This is a genomic window from Nonomuraea insulae (genome assembly GCF_042656245.1).
Window position 1 is genome coordinate 166,306 of the sequence record NZ_JBHSPA010000011.1, and the last position, 17,818, is coordinate 184,123.

A 17,818-nucleotide genomic window follows, 5' to 3' on the forward strand; every position below is an offset into this window, starting at 1 on the left:
ATGGGCCGGTGGCGACCGCGCTGTCGGGCGAGGCCTGGGACGGCGCCGTCTGAGCCTGGACATGGGCCGGTGGCGACCGCCGCCTGCGGCCGCCACCGGGTAGAAGGGGTCAGGAGCTGGGGCAGGTGTGGCGGTACTCCTCGATCGCCAGTCCGCTGGGCGCCGGGCACAGGAACTGCTCGTAGCGGGTGTCGTCATCGACGAACCGCTTGAGCCAGGCCACCATCGACTTGGCCATGGTGGCGTTGGTGCTCTGCGGGAAGAAGTGGCTGGCGTTGTTCAGCTCCAGGTACGCCTTCTCCGACGACGACGGGATGCTCGAGTAGAACGGCTCGGAATGGCTGGAGACCGGGGCGACCGTGTCGCTCTCGCCACCGATGATCATCGTCGGGACGCGGACGCCCGACCACGACTTCGTCAGGTTCCAGGGCGCGAGCGGCACCGCGGCCTGCAGCGACGGGCGGTCTCTGGCGGCCTCCAGCGTGCCGCCGCCGCCCATCGAGTGGCCGGCCACGGCGAGCCTGGAGGCGTCGATACGGCTGCGTATGGTCGTCGAGCTGTCCTCGACCAGGTAGTCCAGCGCGGCCAGGAGCTGGCGGCCCCGGCTGGCGGGCTGGTCGTAGACCGAGTTGGTCTCGATGCCGATCACGACGAAGCCGTGCGAGGCGATCCTCGGGCCGAGCCACGACAGGCTGGACCACCTGGCCGTGTACCCGGGCGAGATCGCGATCGCGCCGAACGTGCCCTGGCTGGTGTCGGTGGGGTAGTAGATCGTGCCGCCGCCGAAGCCGGACACGCTCACCGAGGAGACGCTGGTCTGCGAGGTGGCGAACGGGCCACGGCTGGCCTCGAGGATGGAGCTGGTGGGATCGGGGCCGCGGTCGTAGGGGCCGGCTGCCTGGGCGGGGGAGGCGACCGCGAGGGCGCCGCCGATCAGTGAGACGGTGAGGGCGAGCTTGGTCAACGTTCGCGCGCCGGATCGGGGGGTGGAGAGCTGCACGTCGTCATACTCCCTGCTCGTGGGGGGTGACTGCTGTCTGCCGCCATTGTTCGGATGCCGAGTCAGACGTGCATCGGTGAAATCACCGGTCCTCTTATCAGGACATGAGCCTTACCAGTTCGACACGGGAGCGGATGCCGAGCCGGCTGAAGATGTTCCTCAGGTGGTGCTCGACGGTGCGGCGGCTCAGGAAGAGCTGCTCGGCCACCTCCTTGTTCGTGGCGCCCTCGGCCACCATGCGGGCGATCTGCAGTTGCTGGGCCGTGAGCTGGCCCGTGGTGGCGGACAACACCTGGCGGACGGGTTCGCCTGAGGCGCGCAGCTCGGTTCTGGCCTGCTCGGTCCACAGGCCGGCGCCGTAGCGTTCGAACGTCTCCAGCGCCGAGTGCAGGTGGGTCCTGGCCGCGCCGGGGCGGCGGTCGCGGCGCAACGCGCTGCCGTACAGGAGCCTGGTGCGGGCCGCCTCGAACTCGTACATGCCCTGCCCGTGCAGGTCGAGCGCCTCCCTGAACAGCTCCTCCGCCTCGCCGGGCCCGGCCAGCAGCGCGCGGCAGCGGGCCACCAGCGCGCGCAGGTCGGGGCTGCGGGTGCTGCCCACCCAGCCTTCGAGCACGCGCAGCGCCGCTCCGGCCCTCTCATGGTCGCCGGTACGCGCGCACGCCTCGATCAGGTGCGGCGTGGCCATGACCTTGATGACGACGTGGTTGTTGCGGCGCTCGGCGCGCAGCCGGTTGGCGGCGTCGGCCGGGCGGCCCGCGGCCAGGTCGAGGTAGGCCAGCGCCCAGTTGCCGACGGCGCCCGCGATGCCCAGGTCGTGGGCGTCGGCCAGGTCGATGGCGGCGTCCGCGCGCATCCGGCAGGTCTCCTGGTCGCCCTCGACGGCCGCGGTGATCGCCAGCCAGGCGAGGTGCTGGGCCGCCGTGTTGAGCTGGCCGGTCTCCTGGGACAGGCGCAGGCCCTGCGTGGCGGTGGTGGCGACGGAGGCGTAGCGGCCCATCCAGATCTCCGGGTAGATCATGTACTCCAGGAGCTGCGGCATGGCCGAGGCCGCGCCGCGTACCCTGGCCGCCTCCACCGCACGGGCCGACAAGCGGTGGGCCGTGGCGTCCTCGCCGAGCAACATGCTCGCCACGCAGGCCCAGACGAGCACGGCCGGATCGCGTACCGACTCCGCCAGCTCCACCACCCGCCGCAGCGGGGCCGCCGCCTCCCGGTGCGAGCCGCTGAACGTGGAGGCCATGCCCGCCAGATACTCGAACATGAGCTGCGTCGGCACCGCCTCGTCCGGGCGGCGCAGGGCGGCGGCCTGGCGGGCGATCGCGATGAACGCCCGGTTGTCGCCGGCGCGGTAGCTGGCGTCGGCGGCTTTGACGAGCGCGCGCACGCCCAGCATGCGGTGGCTGTCCAGCAGCCAGGCCGACGCCGCGAGCAGCTCCTCGCGGGCGCTGCCGGTCTCGCCGCCGAGCAGTTCGAGGCTCCCGTGCAGGAGTTGTACGTGGGCGCGCAGGTCGTCCGGCGTGGTGAGGTTGCGTAACCTGGCCAGCAGCGACCTGGCCATCTGAGGGCGGCCCGCCACCCAGGCCAGGCGGGCGGCGGCGGCCAGGCGTTCGGCCTTGGCCGGGTTGTGGTGCTCGGTGAGCTCGGCGGCGCGTTCCAGGGCCAGGTACGGCTCGAAGTGGCCGTGCGGAGAAGGGGCGTCGAGCGCCGCCGCGGCCAGTTCGTCGGCCAGCTCCCCGGCGGGGCCGTCGAGAGCCCAGGCCCGGTGCCAGGCCCGCCGTAATCGCCGCGTCCCACCGGTCCCGATCGGCAAATCGTGCTCGCCTTCCGCCGGTCCGGCCCGCTCGCCCTCCGCTTGCCCCGCCCGTTCGCCCTCCGCCGGTCCGGCGCCGGGCCGCTCGCTCTCCAGGAGGGCGGCGAGCAGGCGGTGGGCGCTGCGGCGGCGGAAGAGGGAGGCGTCGTAGTAGGCCACGCCGCGCATCGCGGGGTCTCGGAAGTCGTACCGGTCGCCGGTGGAGCGCAGGATGCCGGCGCGTTCGGCCGGTTCCAGGGCGGTCAGGGCGCAGGCGGGGCGGGCCGCCCGGATGAGCGTGGGGACGTCGAGGTCGGGGTCGGCGGCGATCAGCAGCAGCAGCCGCCGCACCTCCTCGGGCAGCGCGCCCAGGCGGTTCGTGTGCTCCCGCCACAGCCGCCCGTCCCTGGGCAGCGCCTCGGGCGGGGCGGACAGCCCCGCGAGCTGGTCGGGGGTGAGAGAGCCGATCAGCTCGGCCAGGGCGAGGGGGTTGCCGCGGGCGATCTGGTCCAGCGCCGCCAGCAGGTCCTCGGCCAGCTTCCCCGGCGCCAGGTCAGGCGCCAGATCACCGGCCAGCTCCCGTACGGCGGCCGGGTCCAGCCCGATCAGCACCCGCGACGGCACGCCCTCGGCCCACGACTCGCCCTCCCGCGCCGTGAACAGCAGCGCCACCGGCTCGCCCGCCACCCGCCTGGCCGCGAACGACAACACCTCACGGCTGGCCGGGTCCAGCAGGTCCACGTCGTCCACGCAGGCCAGCACCGGTTGCCGCGCGGCCACGGCCGACAGCAGCCCGAGCACGGCCGCGGGCAACGCGAGCCCGGACGCACCCGTACCGGATTCCAGGGCCGCCACCAGGGCACTGACCTGCGCGCCCGGCAGGGACGCGGCGGCGGAGGCGGCGATCGGCCGCAGCAGGCCGTGCAGTCCGGCGTACGGCAGCCGCGACTCGGACTCGACCCCGGAGACCCGCAACACGCGGAACTCGGGCCCGGCGTGCGCGGCTGCCAGGTCGAGCAACGCCGTCTTCCCCATACCGGGCGCCCCCACCAACAGCAGGGCCCCACCGGAGCCGGCACGGGCGCCGTCGAGCAGCAGCCGCAGGGCGCGCTCGTCCTCGCCACGGCCGCGTAACACGGATGAGCGCTTGACAAGGGACACGTCGTCCAGTGTTACGCGCGGATGTCATGTCTGAAAGGGGACGTTCGGGAGAGACCGGTGATTTCACCGATACGGCGCATCTTTCCGCTTTCCCGACAGGTGGCCGGAGATGGCCGGGACCAGGCCGTGGGGGAGGAAGAGCACCACCACGATGAGGACGAGGGCGTAGACCGCGTACGACAGCACGCTCGGCGCGTACGTGGGCATGCCCGGCAGTGCGGCCAGCCTGTCCAGGCCCTGGACCAGCAGGGTGATCGCGGTGGCTCCGACGACGGCGCCCCAGATGGTTCCGAGGCCGCCGACCACGGCCATGACGATGTACTGGATCGAGATGAGCACCGGGAAGGAGCCCGGCGCCACGTAGCCGGTGTAGAAGCAGTAGATGCCTCCGGCCAGGCCGGCGAACGTGGCAGAGAGGGCGAAGACCACCAGTTTGTAGCGGCCCACCGGGATGCCCGAGGACGCGGCGGCCGTCTCGCTGGTGGCCAGGGCGCGCAGGGCGCGGCCGGGGCGGGAGGTGATGACGTTGTGGGTCACCAGCATCACCAGGGCCAGCCCGGCCCAGGTCAGGTACGCGTACGCCGCCGCGCTCCCCAGCTCGAACGAGCCCACGGAGAACTGGGGGATGGCCTGGAGGCCGATGTCGCCGCCGGTGAACTCCAGCTGGCCGGCCAGCGAGAGCAGGATGAGCTGCATGGCGAGGGTGGCGAAGGCGAGGTGGTGGCCGCGCAGGCGCAGGAGCGGGGTGCCGATGACGAGCGCGGAGACGGCGGCCGCCACGGGGGCGGCGATCAGGCCCAGCAGCGGAGGGGCGCCGTTCAGGGCGAGCAGGGCGGCGGTGTAGGCGCCGATGGCGTAGAAGGCGCCCTGGCCCAGGGACACCTGGCCCGCGTAGCCCATCAGCAGCGAGACCCCGACCGTGACCATCGCGGCCAGGCCCAGCAGGATGTAGACGGCCAGGATGCTGTCGTCGAGCAGCGCGGGGAGGGCGAGGGTCACGCCCGCCACCAGGAGACCCGCCACGAGCCTGATCATGTGGACTCCTGGGAGAGGGTCGTGCGGCGGCTCGCCTGGACGATCATGACGACGATCATGAGCCCCAGGGCGACTTCCAGCTGGTGGGAGCCGTAGCCGTAGCCGGCGGCCATCGTCTCGGCCACCCCCAGCAGGAGCGCGCCGGCGAGGGCGATCATCGGCCGGTTGAGGGCGCCGAAGACGGCGGCGGCGAAGCCGTTGACGATGAGCGTGACGTCGGTGTCGAACGAGATCGGGCGCAGCGGCGTCACCAGCACCCCGGCGATGCCGCCGAGCAGGCCGCCCAGCGCGAACGCCAGCAGCCCCATCCGGCGGGTGTCGATGCCGACGACGCGGGCGGCGCACGGGTTGGAGGCGCACGCCGTCAGCGCCTTGCCCAGGTAGGTGCGGCCGAAGAAGAGCGCCAGCAGCACGAACGCGGCCGCCGTCACGCCGATGACCAGCAGGTGTTGCGTCTGGATGCGCGCCCCGGCCAGGGTCACCGAGCCCGCCAGGCCGGGGGCCGAGCGCGGCTGGTCGCCCCACAACACGATCTCGACGGCGTACGCCAGCACGCCCACGCCCAGGGTGACGATCAACGAGGAGAGCGGGGTGGTGCCCGGCCTGCCGATGGCGGCCAGGCCGGTGAGCAGCCCGGCGAGTGCCGCCGCGAGGACGGCGGCCAGCTCGCTCAGGCCGTGGGGGAAGCCGAGGCCGAGGAGGGAGGAGGCGCACAGGCCCGCCACGACCGCGAAGGTGCCCTGGGCGAAGTTCACGACGCCGGTGACGCGGTGGATGGTGACCAGGCCGCTGGCGATGAGCGCGATCGCGCAGCCGACCGCCAGGCCGTTGAGGAGGTAGGTGAGGAACGCGCTCATGCGGTCGGTCCTCCCGGGAAGCTCATGTGATTGCCCCGCCCAGGTACGCGCTGGCCACCCGGGGGTCGTCCGCCAGCTCGGCGCACGCCCCCTCCGTGACCAGCCGCCCGGACTCCAGCACGTAAGCCCGCGAGCACAACTCGAACGCCAGCCGCGCGTTCTGCTCGATGAGCAGCACCGTCAGCCCCTGGGTCCGGTTCAGCCCGGCCAGGTGCGCGGCCAGGTCGGCGGTGACGTTGGGGGCGAGCCCGAGCGAGAGCTCGTCCACCACCAGGGCCTCGGGGCGCGACATCAGGGCCCGGCCGAAGGCCACCATCTGCTGCTCGCCACCGGACAACACACCCGCGCGCCGTCCGGACAGCTCTGCCAGGCGGGGGAGGAGGTCGTACACGGAGGAGGGGTCGCGCAGGCCGGAGCGCCAGCCGCCGAGGGCGAGGTTGTCGGCGACGGACAGATCGGGGAAGAGCTGGCGGCCCTCCGGGATCAGCGCGAGACGGCCACCGACGCTGACCGTGCCCGAGGCGGGTTCGAGCAGGCCGGCGAGGGTGTTCGCCAGGGTCGACTTGCCGGCGCCGTTCGGGCCGAGCAGGGCGACCATCTCGCCCTTGGCGACCGTGAGGGTGAGGTGGTCGAGCGCGGTCGCGGTGCCGTACGAGACCACCAGGTCCTGGACGTCGATCATGAGGTCTGCCCGAGGTAGGCGGCGAGCACCAGCGGGTCGGCCCGCACCTCGGCGGGGGAGCCGTCGGCGATGACCTGCCCCAGGTCGAGCACCACGACGCGGTCGGCCAGCCGGGTCACGAACGCCACGTCGTGCTCGATGAGCAGGATCGTCAGCCCGCTCGACCGCAGCTCCTCCACCAGGGCCGCCAGCCGTTCGCGCTCCTCGGCGCGCAGACCGGAGGCGGGCTCGTCGAGCAGCAGCAGCCGGGGCCGCGCGCACAGGGCGCGGGCGAGCTGGAGGGCCCGCTGCTGGCCGATCGGCAGCCGGTCGGCGGGCCGGTCCGCCCACTCGGCCAGCCCCACGCGTTCGAGCGCCGTCGACGCCTCCGCGGCGATCTCGCGTTCGTCGCGCCGGTGCCGCGGCAGCCGCAGCGCCGCCGAGACGAAGCCCGCCCTGGTACGCCCGTGCAGCCCCACCATGACGTTCTCCCTGACGGTCATGCCGCGGAACACCCGGGCCGCCTGGAAGACGATCGACATGCCGAGCCGGGCCCGCCGGTGCGGCGTGAGCCGGTCCACGCGCTGCCCGAGGAAGGAGATCTGGCCGTGCTCGGCCGCCAGATGGCCGGTGATCAGGTTGAACAGCGTGGACTTGCCGGCCCCGTTCGGGCCGATGACGCCGCAGACCTCGCCGTCCGCGACGCTCAGCGAGACGTCGCGGACGGCGTAGACGCCCCCGAAGGAGCGGGAGACACCGGTGACCGTCAGCACACCTCACCCCGCCGCGTTGACGGTCTTGGTGAGCTGTTCCGTGGCCCATTCCGTGGGGACGAACTGGCCGTTCTTCACCGTGTTGACCGAGATGAACTCGGGCGACAGACCGGAGTGGTCGGTGGCGGAGTAGCGGAAGCGGCCGTTCGGCGTGATCAGATCCATGGTCTCCAGGGCCTGCTGGATCTTGGTCTTGTCCGTGCTGTTCGCCTTCCTGATCGCCTCGAACAGCAGCAGGGAGGCGCTGTAGCCGTCCTGCGCGAACTGCGGCGGCGGGTAGCCGTGTTTCTGCTGGTACGGCTTGGCCATCTGGTCGATGATCTGCTTCTGCTTGCCGTCCGGCAGGTGGTCACCGACGACGCCGATGGCGCTCTGCACGGTCATGCCCTCGGCCGAGGCGCCCATGGGCTCCAGCCACAACTTGCTGGCCTGCGAGGCGGTCAGGAACAGCGGCGTCTTGAGCCCCGAGGCCACGTACTGCTTGGCCGCCGTCACGCCGGGCGCGCCCGAGCCCCAGAACACCAGGGCCTCGGCCTTGGAGTCGCGTACGTGGGTGAACAGGGGGCTGAAGTCGGAGGTGGTCGTCTCGTACGGCTCGTCCACGGCGATCGTCACGCCGTACTTCGGGGCCAGGGCGACCATGGACTTGTGGCCGGAGACCGAGTAGGCGCTCTTGGAGTCCCAGCCCACGGCGATCGTCTTGATGCTCTCGGCCTGGAGATACTGCAGGTAGCGCTCGGCGTACATGCTGGACAGGGCGGGGGTGACGAAGACGTAGGACTTGATCGGCTCGACCTGCTCCTGCGCCGGGGCCAGCGATAGGTAGGGCATCTTGTCGCGCTGCGCGAGCGGCTCGACCGCCAGCGCCGCGTTGGAGAACACCGGCCCGATCAGCGCGTCGATCTCGCCCTTGATCTGGTTGTAGGCCACGATGCCCTGGTCGGGGGCGGTCTTGTCGTCGCGCGAGACCAGCTCGACCTTGCGGCCCAGCAGCCCGCCCTGCGCGTTGACCTGCTCGACCGCCAGCTCGACGGCCTTCTTGTCCTCGCTGCCCAGCGGCGTGTAGTTGCCGGTGAGCGAGACGATGAGACCCACCTTGATCGTGTCGGGCCCGGTGGAAGTGTCTCCGCCCCCGCACGCGGTCACGGCCAGCAAGAGACAGGCCAGGGACGGTAGAAGCCTGCGCATCAGGACCTCCTGCACCGGGGCGATGTGGCCCCGAATGTAGGCAGGTACATTACGGCTGTCAATAGAGTGCCGAGTTTCCGGAGACAAGCTGTTATGAGGCCTCAGTCGGTGATTCTGACCTTCCTCGGGGATCACGTGTACGGCCGCGGGATCTGCGTGTCCTCGCGGAGCTTCATCGAGGCGTTCGGCAAGGTCGGCATCTCGGAGGAGGCCACCCGCTCGACGCTGACCCGGATGGTGCGGCGCGGGCTGCTGCGCCGGCAACGATCGGGCCGGCGCATGTACTTCGGCCTCACCCCGACCAGCAACGAGGTGCTCAAGGACGGCGAACGGCGCATCTGGCACAGCGGCGTGGTCAACGACGCCGGGGAGGACCAGTGGACGCTGATCGGCTTCTCGCTGCCCGAGTCCTGGCAGCGGCAACGCCACGAACTGCGCTCGCGGCTGGTCTGGGCCGGCTTCGGGCCGCTGCAGAACGGCCTGTGGGTGGCTCCCGGCGAGGTGGACGCGGCCGGGGTGATCGAGGACCTGGGCGCGAACGTCAAGGTGTTCGCCGCCGAGCCGCGGCACCCGACCGACATGCAGGCCCTGGTCGGGGACGCTTACGACCTCGACGGGCTGGGCGCCCGCTACCGGGCGTTCCTGCGGCGCTGGGACCAGGCCGACCCCGCGCCGGACGCCCCCGACGACCTGGCCCGCTCGCTGACGCTGCTCACCGGCTGGCTGCAGATCATCAGGACCGACCCGCGGCTGCCGCTGCGCTACCTGCCGCACGACTGGCCGGCCGAGAAGGCGCAGCGGGTGTGCCACACGCTGCACGAGCGGTTCCGGCCGGAGGCGGCGCTGGTCGTGGAGGGGCTCCTGGACACCGTTCCGGACGAAACCTGGGCAGAACGGTGACAGCCATCGCATAGTGGCCTAACTTGAGGGCTTGAGCGTCAAGGAGTGCCGATGCGGAATCAGGGGCTTGGATCATGGCCGGCACGCAGGGCGCGCATGACACCCGACCGGGTGGCGCTGTCGTACCGGGGAGATCATCGCACCTACGCCGACCTGCGCGAACGCGTGAACAGGCTGGCCTCGGGGCTCGGCGTGCGGCGCGGCGACCGGGTCGCCTACCTCGGGGCCAACCAGCCCGCGATGGTGGAGACGTTCTTCGCGGCGGGGCTGCTGGGGGCCGTGTTCGTCCCGCTGAACACCCGGCTGGCCGCGCCGGAGCTGCGGTTCATCCTGGACGACGCCGAGGCGTCGGTCCTGGTGCTGGGCGAGGAGCGCGCCGGCGACGGGCTGCCGGGCCGTCACGTGGAGGCCGCCGAGTACGAGGACCTGATCGCCTCGGGCTCGCCCGAGCCCGTCGACGAGCCCGTGAGCCAGGACGACGTGTGCCTGATCATGTACACCTCGGGCACCACCGGACGGCCCAAGGGCGCCATGCTCACCCACGCCAACCTCACCTGGAACACGGTCAACCTGCTCGTGGACGTGCCGCTGGCGCATGACGAGGTGGTGCTGATCAGCGCGCCCATGTTCCACATCGCGGCGCTGGCCCAGACGCTGATCCCGAGCGTGCTCAAGGGCGGGCGGGCGATCCTGGAGCCGTCGTTCGACGTGGAGCGCACGTTCGACCTGATCGAGGCCGAGCGGGTGACGGTGATGTTCGGCGTGCCGTCGATGTTCGGCTTCCTCACTCGCTCGCCGCGCTGGGCCACGGCCGACCTGTCGAGCCTGCGGCACCTGCTGTGCGGGGGCGCCCCGGTGCCCGAGCCGCTGATCAGGACCTATCAGGATCGGGGACTGACGTTCCTGCAGGGATACGGCATGACGGAGGTCGCCCCCGGCGCGCTCTTCCTCGGGGCCGAGCACTCCGTCGCCAAGGCGGGGACGGCCGGCGTGCCGTGCTTCTTCTCCGACGTCCGGCTGGTCGCCCCCGACGGCTCGCCCGCCGCCCAAGGCGAGCCCGGCGAGTTGTACGTCGAGGGCCCCAACGTGATGCCCGGCTACTGGCGGAGTCCCGAGGAGAGCGCGAAGGTGTTGTCCGAGGACGGCTGGTTCCGCTCGGGGGACATCGGCGTCGCCGACGAGGACGGCTACATACGCATCTCCGACCGGATCAACGACGTGATCATCTCCGGCGGAGAGAACATCTACCCCGCCGAGGTGGAAAGCGCCCTGTACGAGCACACCGCGGTCGCCGAGTGCGCCGTGATCGGCGTGCCCGACGAGAAGTGGGGCGAGGTGGGTAAGGCCCTGGTCGTGCTCCGGTACGGCGTGACGGTCGAGCCGGAGGACCTGCTGCGCCACCTGGACGGGCGCCTGGCTCGCTACAAGATCCCGAAATATCTGGAATTCGTGGCTGAACTGCCCAAGAACGCGGCGGGCAAGCTCCTCAAAGCCCCGCTGAGAAAGCTCTACGGAGGATGATCGTCCATGCGTACCTCACCGCCCTTCCGCGCTGACCACGTCGGCAGCCTGCTCCGCCCGCCCGCGCTGCTGCGCGCCCGCGAGACCCTCACCGGCGACGCGCTGCGGGAGGCCGAGGACGAGGCGATCAAGGACGTCGTACGCAAACAACAGGAGGCGGGCCTGCAGAGCGCCACCGACGGGGAGTTCCGCCGGGCCTCCTGGCACATGGACTTCATCTACCGCCTCAGCGGCATCGGCCAGGCCGCCGACGAGCGCATCACGGTCCAGTTCCACAACGAGCAGGGCGATCTCGAGTACACCCCGGCCGCCCTGCGGGTGAACGACCGCATCCGGCTGACCGAGCCGATCTTCGCCGACGACTTCACGTTCCTGCGCGACACCGTGGGCACGACCGCGCCCGCACTGAGGCCCAAGCTGACCATCCCGTCGCCGAGCATGGTGCACTACCGGGGCGGGCCCGCCTCCATCGACCCGGCCGTCTACCCGGACATCGAGGAGTTCTGGCGCGACCTGAGCGCCGCCTACGCCGAGCAGGTGCGCAGGATCGGCGCGCTGGGGTGCACGTACCTGCAGTTCGACGACACCAGCCTGGCCTACCTCAACGATCCGGCGCAGCGGGCGGAGATGAGCGAGCGCGGCGACGACGCCGAGCACCTGCACCTGCGGTACATCAGGCAGATCAACGCCGCGCTCGCGGCCAAGCCTGCGGGCATGACGATCACCACGCACATGTGCCGCGGCAACTTCCAGTCCTCCTGGGTCGCCTCCGGCGGCTACGACTTCGTGGCCGAGGCGTTGTTCGGCGAGCTCAAGGTGGACGGGTTCTTCCTGGAGTTCGACGACGAGCGCTCCGGCGGGTTCGAGCCGCTGCGGTTCGTGCCGCCGGGGAAGATGGTCGTGCTCGGGCTGGTCACGACCAAGCGGGGGGAGCTGGAGTCCAAGGACGCGCTCAAGCGGCGCATCGACGAGGCCGCCAAGTTCATCGACCTCGACCAGCTCTGCCTGTCGCCGCAGTGCGGGTTCTCCTCGACGGTCGAGGGCAACCGGCTCACCGAGGACGAGCAGTTCGCCAAGATCCGCCTGATCGTCGAGACGGCCCAGGACGTCTGGGGCTGACGCCTCCTTCCGCCCGTCGCCCCGCCCGTCGCCCCGCCCGTCCGCTCCCGGCTGTCCCGCCGTACTTCGGCTGAGGTCCTTTCGAGGGAGGGGGAGGGCGCTCATGAGGGCGGGGAAGAGGTCCTCGTGGGTGAGGGCGTGCGTCGGCGGGGTCCTTTCGGAGATGGGCGGAGGTGGCGGGTCCGGCGAGGCGTCGCCGTGTGCCCGAGGCCGCTTCCGTCTCCGGGCCTCAGCCCGCTGCGGTGCCGCGGCGTGCTGAGGGCCAGGGGTCAGAGGGTGACGACGGAGGCGGTGTGGCGGGCGCGTTCGGCGGCCCAGACGACGCGGTGCGTCATCAGGCTCTCCGCCGCGTCCGAGCGCAGCAGCGAGGCGTCGCCCGAGGAGACGGCGGCGAGGAAGGCGTCCGTCAGCCCCTCGTCGCCACCCCCGTGCCCGTCGGCCGCGGAAGGGCCGGTCCGGTCGTCCACGGTGACGCTCTCCTCGGCGCCCGTGCGGAAGTCGACGACCCGCAGCGTGCGCCCGTCGCCGTCGATGTAGCCGTGGGTGCCGAACAGGCGGGTACGCCGGTGCTCCATCGGCGTGAACGCGCTCATCGTGAACGAGCACGTCGCCCCGTCGTCGAACTCCATCACCACCTCCTGGTGGTCCACCACGTCGTTGTCGCAGGCGTACACGCACCGCCCGTACGGTCCGGTGCGCAGCGCGTCCAGCACCTCCTCCTCCGTGCGGCCGGATGTGACGGCCGACAGCGGCCAGAACTCGCTGTCGGGATCCCCGAGGCACCCCAGGTAGAGCCGCTTCGCCGAGTACGGGCACGTCGGCTCCAGCGGGCAGTCGAGGCACCGGTCGGCGGCCTCGGCGGGCCGCTCCTCGGCGCGGAAGTGCGACAACGAGCCGAACGACGACACCCGGGCCGGCGGCCGGCCGAACAGGTGCACGAGCCAGTCCACGTCGTGGCACGCCTTGGCCAGCAACATCGGCGCCGAGGTGTCCTCGCGGCGCCAGTGCCCGCGGACGAACGAGTGCGCCTGGTGCCACCACCCCACGGGCTCCAGGTGCTGCACGCTGACCAGCCGCCCGATCCGCCCCTCGTCCAGCAGCCCCTTCACCAGCCGCGTGTACGGCGTGTACCGCAGCACGTGGCAGACCGCCAGCATGATCCCGTTGCGCTCGGCCGCCTCGGCGATCCTGGTCGCCTGCTCCTCGCTCTCGGCCATCGGCTTCTCCAGGAGAATGTGGTAACCGAGGTCCGCCAACGCCACCGCCGGGTCAGTGTGCAGCCGGTCCTGGGTGGCCACGATCGCCGCCTCCGCCACCCGCCCGGCCGCCGCCAGCTCCTTCCAGCCCGCGAAAGAGTTCTCAGGCGCGATCCCGAACTCGGCGGCGAACGCCGCCCGGCGCCGCGGATCGGGCTCCGCCACCGCCACCACCCGCCCCGCGCCCGCGGCATGCGCGTGGCGCGCGTAGGTCAGCCCTCGCAGGCCGCCGCCGACCACGGCTAGAGTCACCTCAGTCATGAAACCTTCCCCGACTAAATATCATGGAGAGCATCATTATTCGGTCTTGGGAAGCTGACAGCAAGGGGTGCCGATGGCCGGGGATCTGAGCGGCGGTGACCTGTCGCGGCTCCGGCAGCTCAACGCGCTGGCCGTGATCAAGGCGTTGCAGGGCCGGCCGTCGCTCACTCTGACCGAGGTCGCCAAGCTCACGGGGCTGTCGCGGGCCTCGACCGAGGACGTGGTGCGCGAGCTGCTGCAGAAGGGCTGGGTGGCCGAGGCGGGCGCCACGGCGGGCGGGGTGGGCCGCCCGGCCAGGCGCTACCGGTTCAGGGCCGACGCGGGGCGGGTGCTCGGCATCGACATCGGCGGGCACAAGATCCGCGCGGTGATCGCCGACCTGGACGGCGACGTGCAGCACAGTGTCGGCGTCCGGGTCAGGCCCGAGATGGGCCGGAGCGAACGCCTGGCGGCGGTGGACCGGGCGGCCGCCGAGTGCCTGGAGGGGGCCGGGCTGACCGGCGGCGAGGTGTGGGCCTCGGGCGTCGGCACGACCGGCCTGGTGGACGGCGCGGGCCGGGTGATGCTCTCGGAGGCGCTGCCCGAGTGGACCGGCGTGGATCTGGCCGCCCACGTCCGCCGGATCGCCCCTGCCCCGGTGCTGGTGGAGAACGACAGCAAGCTCGCCGCCCTGGCCGAGTGCTGGCGCGGCGTGGCTCGCTACGCCAAGGACATGGTGTTCCTGCTGGCCGGGCTCCGTACCGGGGCGGGTCTGGTCATCGACGGCAAGCTGCACCGGGGCTTCGCCAACGCCTCGGGGGAGATCGGCGCGTTGCCGGTGCTCGGCTGGATCCGCGCCCAGGAGCACCTCGGCGTCGCCGATGGTAAGACGGGCGGCGAGGCGGGCGACGTGTTCGCCGCCGCCAGGAACGGCGACAAGGCGGCGCTCGCGGCCGTGCGCCGCTACGTCAAGGACCTCGCGCTGGGCGCCTCCGCGCTGGTCCTGACGCTGGACCCGCAGATGGTCGTGGTCGGCGGCGGCTTCTCGCGCTCGGCCGACGTGCTCATCGAGCCGCTCAGACGGGAGCTGGACCGCTGGTGCATCCGCACCCCCGAGGTGCGGATGTCCGCGCTCGGCGACGAGGCCGTGGTGCTCGGCGCCGTACGCCTGGCGCTCGACGACGTCGAGGACCGCGTGCTCGACGGCCGCAGCCCGCTCGTGAGCCATCTGTAACACGCCTACTCTTGCAATCAATTTTACTGGACTCCATCATTACTCCCACGTTCTAGGAGAGGACATGGGAGATGTGGAAGTCGGCACGGAGCGGTGCGGCCCTCCTCTGCGCGGCACTGCTCGCCACCGCGTGCGGCGGCGGTGAGCAGGCCGGCACTGGCGCTCAGGAGAAGGTGACGCTCTCGTACGGCGTCTGGGACGTCACCCAGCAGGCCGTCATGCAGGAACTGGCCGCGGAGTTCACCAAGGCGCACCCGAACATCGCCGTGAACGTCCAGCTCACCCCATGGGTCGACTACTGGACGAAGATGAAGGCCGCGGTCACCGGCGGCGCGGCGCCCGACGTCTTCTGGATGAACGGCCCCAACTTCCAGCTCTACGCCTCCAACGGCGTGATCAAGCCGATCGAGGAGCAGGTCGACACGTCGGTCTACCCCAAGGCGCTGGTGGACCTCTACACCTACGAGGGCAAGCTGTACGGCCTGCCGAAGGACATGGACACGGTCGGCGTCTGGTACAACAAGACGCTCTTCGACCAGGCCAAGGTGAAGTATCCGGCCGCCGACTGGACCTGGGACGACTTCAAGGAGACCGCCGCCAAGATCACCGACGCCAAGAAGGGCGTCTACGCCGTCGGGGCGGAGCTGACGAGTTTCCAGGAATACCAGTACAACACCATCTACCAGGCCGGCGGCTACGTGATCTCCCCCGACGGCAAGAAGTCCGGCTACGACGACCCCAAGACGATCGAGGGCCTGAAGTTCTGGACCGACCTCATCGCCGCCAAGCAGTCGCCCGACCTCAAGACCATGACCGACACCGCCCCGCTGCAGCTCTTCGAGGCCGGCAAGCTGGCGATGTACTGGGGCGGGTCCTGGAACGTGGCCGAGTTCGGCAAGAACGACTACACCAAGGACAAGGTCGACGTCGCCGCGCTGCCGAAGGGCGAGAAGCAGGCCACGATCATCCACGGCGTGGCCAACGTGATGTCGGCCAAGACCGAGCACCCGGCCGAGGCGCTGGAGTTCGTGAAGTTCCTGGGCGCCAAGCCGGCCGCCGACATCCTGGGCAAGAAGGGCCCGATCCCGGCCTACAACGGCACCCAGAGCGACTGGGTCTCGGCGCATCCCGAGTGGAAGTTGCAGACGTTCCTGGACGCGGTGTCGTACGCGGTGCCGTACCCCGTCTCCAAGAACACCGCCGCCTGGCAGGAGGCCGAGCTCACCCACCTCACCAAGGCGTGGACCGGCGAGGTGCCGGTCCAGCAGGCCGCCGCGAACCTCGCGACCGGCATGAACGACCTGCTGGCCAAGGAGTGACGTGAGCACCACCGCCGAAACGCGGCCCGCCAGGGCCGCACACGCGGCGAAGCGGCGCGGGATTCGCACCGAGGCCCTGTGGGGGTACGCCTTCATCGCCCCCACCGGGCTCGGCCTGGCGATCTTCTACCTGTGGCCCGTCATCCAGACCGCCTACTTCTCCTTCACCGAATGGGGCGCCTTCGGCGGGCACACCTGGACGGGCCTGGAGAACTACGCCCGGCTCATCACCGACCCCGAGGTGGGTCAGGCGATGCTCAACACGCTGCTGTACACCGCGCTCGGCCTGATCGGGATCCCGCTCGCCATCGTGTTCGCCGCGCTGCTCAACCGGCAGGGGCTGGGCGGGGTGAGCCTCTACCGGACGGCGTTCTTCCTGCCCGTGGTGACCATGCCGGTCGCGGTCGCGATGCTCTGGCGCTGGCTCTACAACGGCGACTACGGCCTGGTCAACCAGGTGCTCTCGGTCGTCGGCATCGACGGGCCCAACTGGATCGCCGACCCGGCCACCGCCATGTACGCGCTGGTCGTGGTGGGCATCTGGAGCAGCGTCGGCTACAACCTGATCATCTTCCTGGCCGGCATGCAGGCCATCCCCAAGGAGTTGTACGAGGCCGCCTCGATCGACGGCGCAAGCCGCGTCCGCCAGTTCTTCAAGATCACGTTGCCGATGTTGTCGCCGACCGCGTTCTTCATCTCGATCGTCTCGGTGATCGGCTCGCTCCAGCTCTTCGACCTGGTCTTCGTGATGACCGGGTCCGGGCAGTCGGCGCGGGCCAACCCGGCGTACTCGCGGTTGCAGACCGTCGTCCAGCTCTTCTACGAGCGTGCCTTCGTCACCGACGACCGCGGCTACGCGGCCGCCATCGTGATGGCGCTGCTCGTGCTCATCGCGCTGCTGACGATGGCGCAGTTCCGGCTCCAGCGGAAGTGGGTGCACTATGTCTGAGCGTCGGCCGCTGGGCGTGCACGCGGTGCTCATCGCCTCCTCGCTGGCGATGGTGGCCCCGTTCGTCTGGCAGATCATCACCTCGCTCAAGACGCTCAGCAGCGCGACCGCGGTGCCGCCGTCGTTGCTGCCCGAGGGGCGCTGGGACAACTACGCGAAGGTCTTCGACCTGCTGCCGTTCGGCGAGCAGTTCCTCAACACCGTCGTCATGGCCACCGGGCGGGTGGCCGGGCAGGTGCTGTTCTGCTCGATGGCCGCCTACGCCTTCGCCCGGCTGCGCTTCCCCGGCAGGAACGTGCTGTTCGGCGTGTTCCTGTCGGTGCTCATGGTGCCGCCGCAGCTCTTCGTGATCCCGCAGTACCAGATCATGTCCTCCCTCGGCTGGCTCAACAGCCTGCAGGCGATCATCGTGCCGGGGTTGTTCAGCGCGTTCGGGGTGTTCCTGCTGCGGCAGTTCTTCCTCGCCCTGCCGCGCGAGATCGAGGAGGCGGCCAGGCTCGACGGCGCCGGTCCCGTGCGGATCTACTGGTCGGTCATGTTGCCCCTGGCCAGGCCCGGGCTGATCGCGCTGGGCATCCTCACCCTGCTGTGGGCGTGGAACGACCTGTTCTGGCCGCTGGTGGTCAACACCGACCCGGAGAAGATGACGTTGTCGGCCGGGCTGGCGGCGCTGCAGGGCCAGTACCAGACCGACTACCCGATCCTGATGGCCGGCTCGCTGATCGCCTCGCTTCCCGTGATCGCCGTGTTCGTGTTCCTGCAACGCCAGTTCATCCAGGGCATCGCCCACACCGGCAGCAAGGGCTGAGGCACCGG

The 17,818-nt window shown here is 71.0% G+C and carries 15 protein-coding genes; 7 read left to right on the plus strand and 8 right to left on the minus strand.

Features of this window, described 5'->3' with window-relative positions; translation table 11 throughout:
• Nucleotides 1-109 precede the first annotated feature (109 nt).
• The 7 genes from ACFPZ3_RS08205 to ACFPZ3_RS08235 form a co-directional block, all read right to left on the minus strand.
• Complete coding sequence (locus ACFPZ3_RS08205; protein WP_379513356.1) at nt 110-1,000, minus strand: alpha/beta hydrolase family protein; 891 nt, start codon at nt 998-1,000, stop codon at nt 110-112.
• A gap of 97 nt (nt 1,001-1,097) precedes the next feature.
• Nucleotides 1,098-3,950 (minus strand): helix-turn-helix transcriptional regulator, encoded by a 2,853-nt coding sequence (locus tag ACFPZ3_RS08210; RefSeq protein WP_379513357.1) that lies wholly within the window; start codon nt 3,948-3,950, stop codon nt 1,098-1,100.
• A gap of 63 nt (nt 3,951-4,013) precedes the next feature.
• Complete coding sequence (locus ACFPZ3_RS08215; RefSeq protein ID WP_379513358.1) at nt 4,014-4,985, minus strand: branched-chain amino acid ABC transporter permease; 972 nt, start codon at nt 4,983-4,985, stop codon at nt 4,014-4,016.
• A complete protein-coding gene (locus tag ACFPZ3_RS08220; RefSeq protein WP_379513359.1) occupies nt 4,982-5,842 on the minus strand; it encodes a branched-chain amino acid ABC transporter permease in 861 nt (286 codons plus the stop codon). Before ACFPZ3_RS08220 ends, ACFPZ3_RS08215 begins: the two co-directional genes overlap by 4 nt.
• Nucleotides 5,843-5,864: 22 nt before the next feature.
• Nucleotides 5,865-6,524 carry an ABC transporter ATP-binding protein gene (locus ACFPZ3_RS08225; protein WP_379513360.1) on the minus strand — a complete coding sequence of 220 codons (660 nt, stop codon included), beginning with the start codon at nt 6,522-6,524 and terminating at the stop codon, nt 5,865-5,867.
• Nucleotides 6,521-7,276, minus strand: a complete 756-nt coding sequence (locus tag ACFPZ3_RS08230; RefSeq protein ID WP_379513361.1) for an ABC transporter ATP-binding protein — start codon at nt 7,274-7,276, stop codon at nt 6,521-6,523. Before ACFPZ3_RS08230 ends, ACFPZ3_RS08225 begins: the two co-directional genes overlap by 4 nt.
• Nucleotides 7,277-7,279: 3 nt before the next feature.
• The gene (locus ACFPZ3_RS08235; RefSeq protein ID WP_379513362.1) at nt 7,280-8,464 is read right to left on the minus strand and encodes an ABC transporter substrate-binding protein; all 1,185 of its coding nucleotides are present in this window, start codon (nt 8,462-8,464) and stop codon (nt 7,280-7,282) included.
• Nucleotides 8,465-8,572: 108 nt separating this feature from the next.
• Here ACFPZ3_RS08235 and ACFPZ3_RS08240 point away from each other — a divergent pair, with 108 nt between their 5' ends.
• The 3 genes from ACFPZ3_RS08240 to ACFPZ3_RS08250 all read left to right on the plus strand — a co-directional run bounded on the left by ACFPZ3_RS08240 (nt 8,573) and on the right by ACFPZ3_RS08250 (nt 12,004).
• Nucleotides 8,573-9,364 (plus strand): PaaX family transcriptional regulator, encoded by a 792-nt coding sequence (locus ACFPZ3_RS08240; RefSeq protein ID WP_379513363.1) that lies wholly within the window; start codon nt 8,573-8,575, stop codon nt 9,362-9,364.
• 96 nt (nt 9,365-9,460) lie between these two features.
• Nucleotides 9,461-10,885 carry an acyl-CoA synthetase gene (locus tag ACFPZ3_RS08245; protein WP_379513364.1) on the plus strand — a complete coding sequence of 475 codons (1,425 nt, stop codon included), beginning with the start codon at nt 9,461-9,463 and terminating at the stop codon, nt 10,883-10,885.
• 6 nt (nt 10,886-10,891) lie between these two features.
• A complete protein-coding gene (locus ACFPZ3_RS08250; RefSeq protein WP_379513365.1) occupies nt 10,892-12,004 on the plus strand; it encodes a 5-methyltetrahydropteroyltriglutamate--homocysteine S-methyltransferase in 1,113 nt (370 codons plus the stop codon).
• Nucleotides 12,005-12,273: 269 nt separating this feature from the next.
• Here ACFPZ3_RS08250 and ACFPZ3_RS08255 read toward each other — a convergent pair whose 3' ends face one another.
• Complete coding sequence (locus tag ACFPZ3_RS08255; RefSeq protein WP_379513366.1) at nt 12,274-13,521, minus strand: Gfo/Idh/MocA family protein; 1,248 nt, start codon at nt 13,519-13,521, stop codon at nt 12,274-12,276.
• Nucleotides 13,522-13,594: 73 nt separating this feature from the next.
• On the opposite strand from ACFPZ3_RS08255, the gene ACFPZ3_RS08260 reads away from it, so the two are divergent.
• The 4 genes from ACFPZ3_RS08260 (at nt 13,595) to ACFPZ3_RS08275 (ending at nt 17,810) form a co-directional block, all read left to right on the plus strand.
• On the plus strand, nt 13,595-14,734 hold the full coding sequence (locus tag ACFPZ3_RS08260; RefSeq protein ID WP_379513367.1) for an ROK family transcriptional regulator: 1,140 nt from the start codon (nt 13,595-13,597) through the stop codon (nt 14,732-14,734).
• 71 nt (nt 14,735-14,805) lie between these two features.
• Complete coding sequence (locus tag ACFPZ3_RS08265) at nt 14,806-16,053, plus strand: ABC transporter substrate-binding protein (protein ID WP_379513368.1); 1,248 nt, start codon at nt 14,806-14,808, stop codon at nt 16,051-16,053.
• Between the two features lies 1 nt (nt 16,054).
• Nucleotides 16,055-17,002 carry a carbohydrate ABC transporter permease gene (locus ACFPZ3_RS08270; protein WP_379513369.1) on the plus strand — a complete coding sequence of 316 codons (948 nt, stop codon included), beginning with the start codon at nt 16,055-16,057 and terminating at the stop codon, nt 17,000-17,002.
• A complete protein-coding gene (locus tag ACFPZ3_RS08275) occupies nt 16,995-17,810 on the plus strand; it encodes a carbohydrate ABC transporter permease (protein WP_379513370.1) in 816 nt (271 codons plus the stop codon). The genes ACFPZ3_RS08270 and ACFPZ3_RS08275 overlap by 8 nt, the downstream gene beginning before the upstream one ends.
• Nucleotides 17,811-17,818 lie beyond the last annotated feature (8 nt).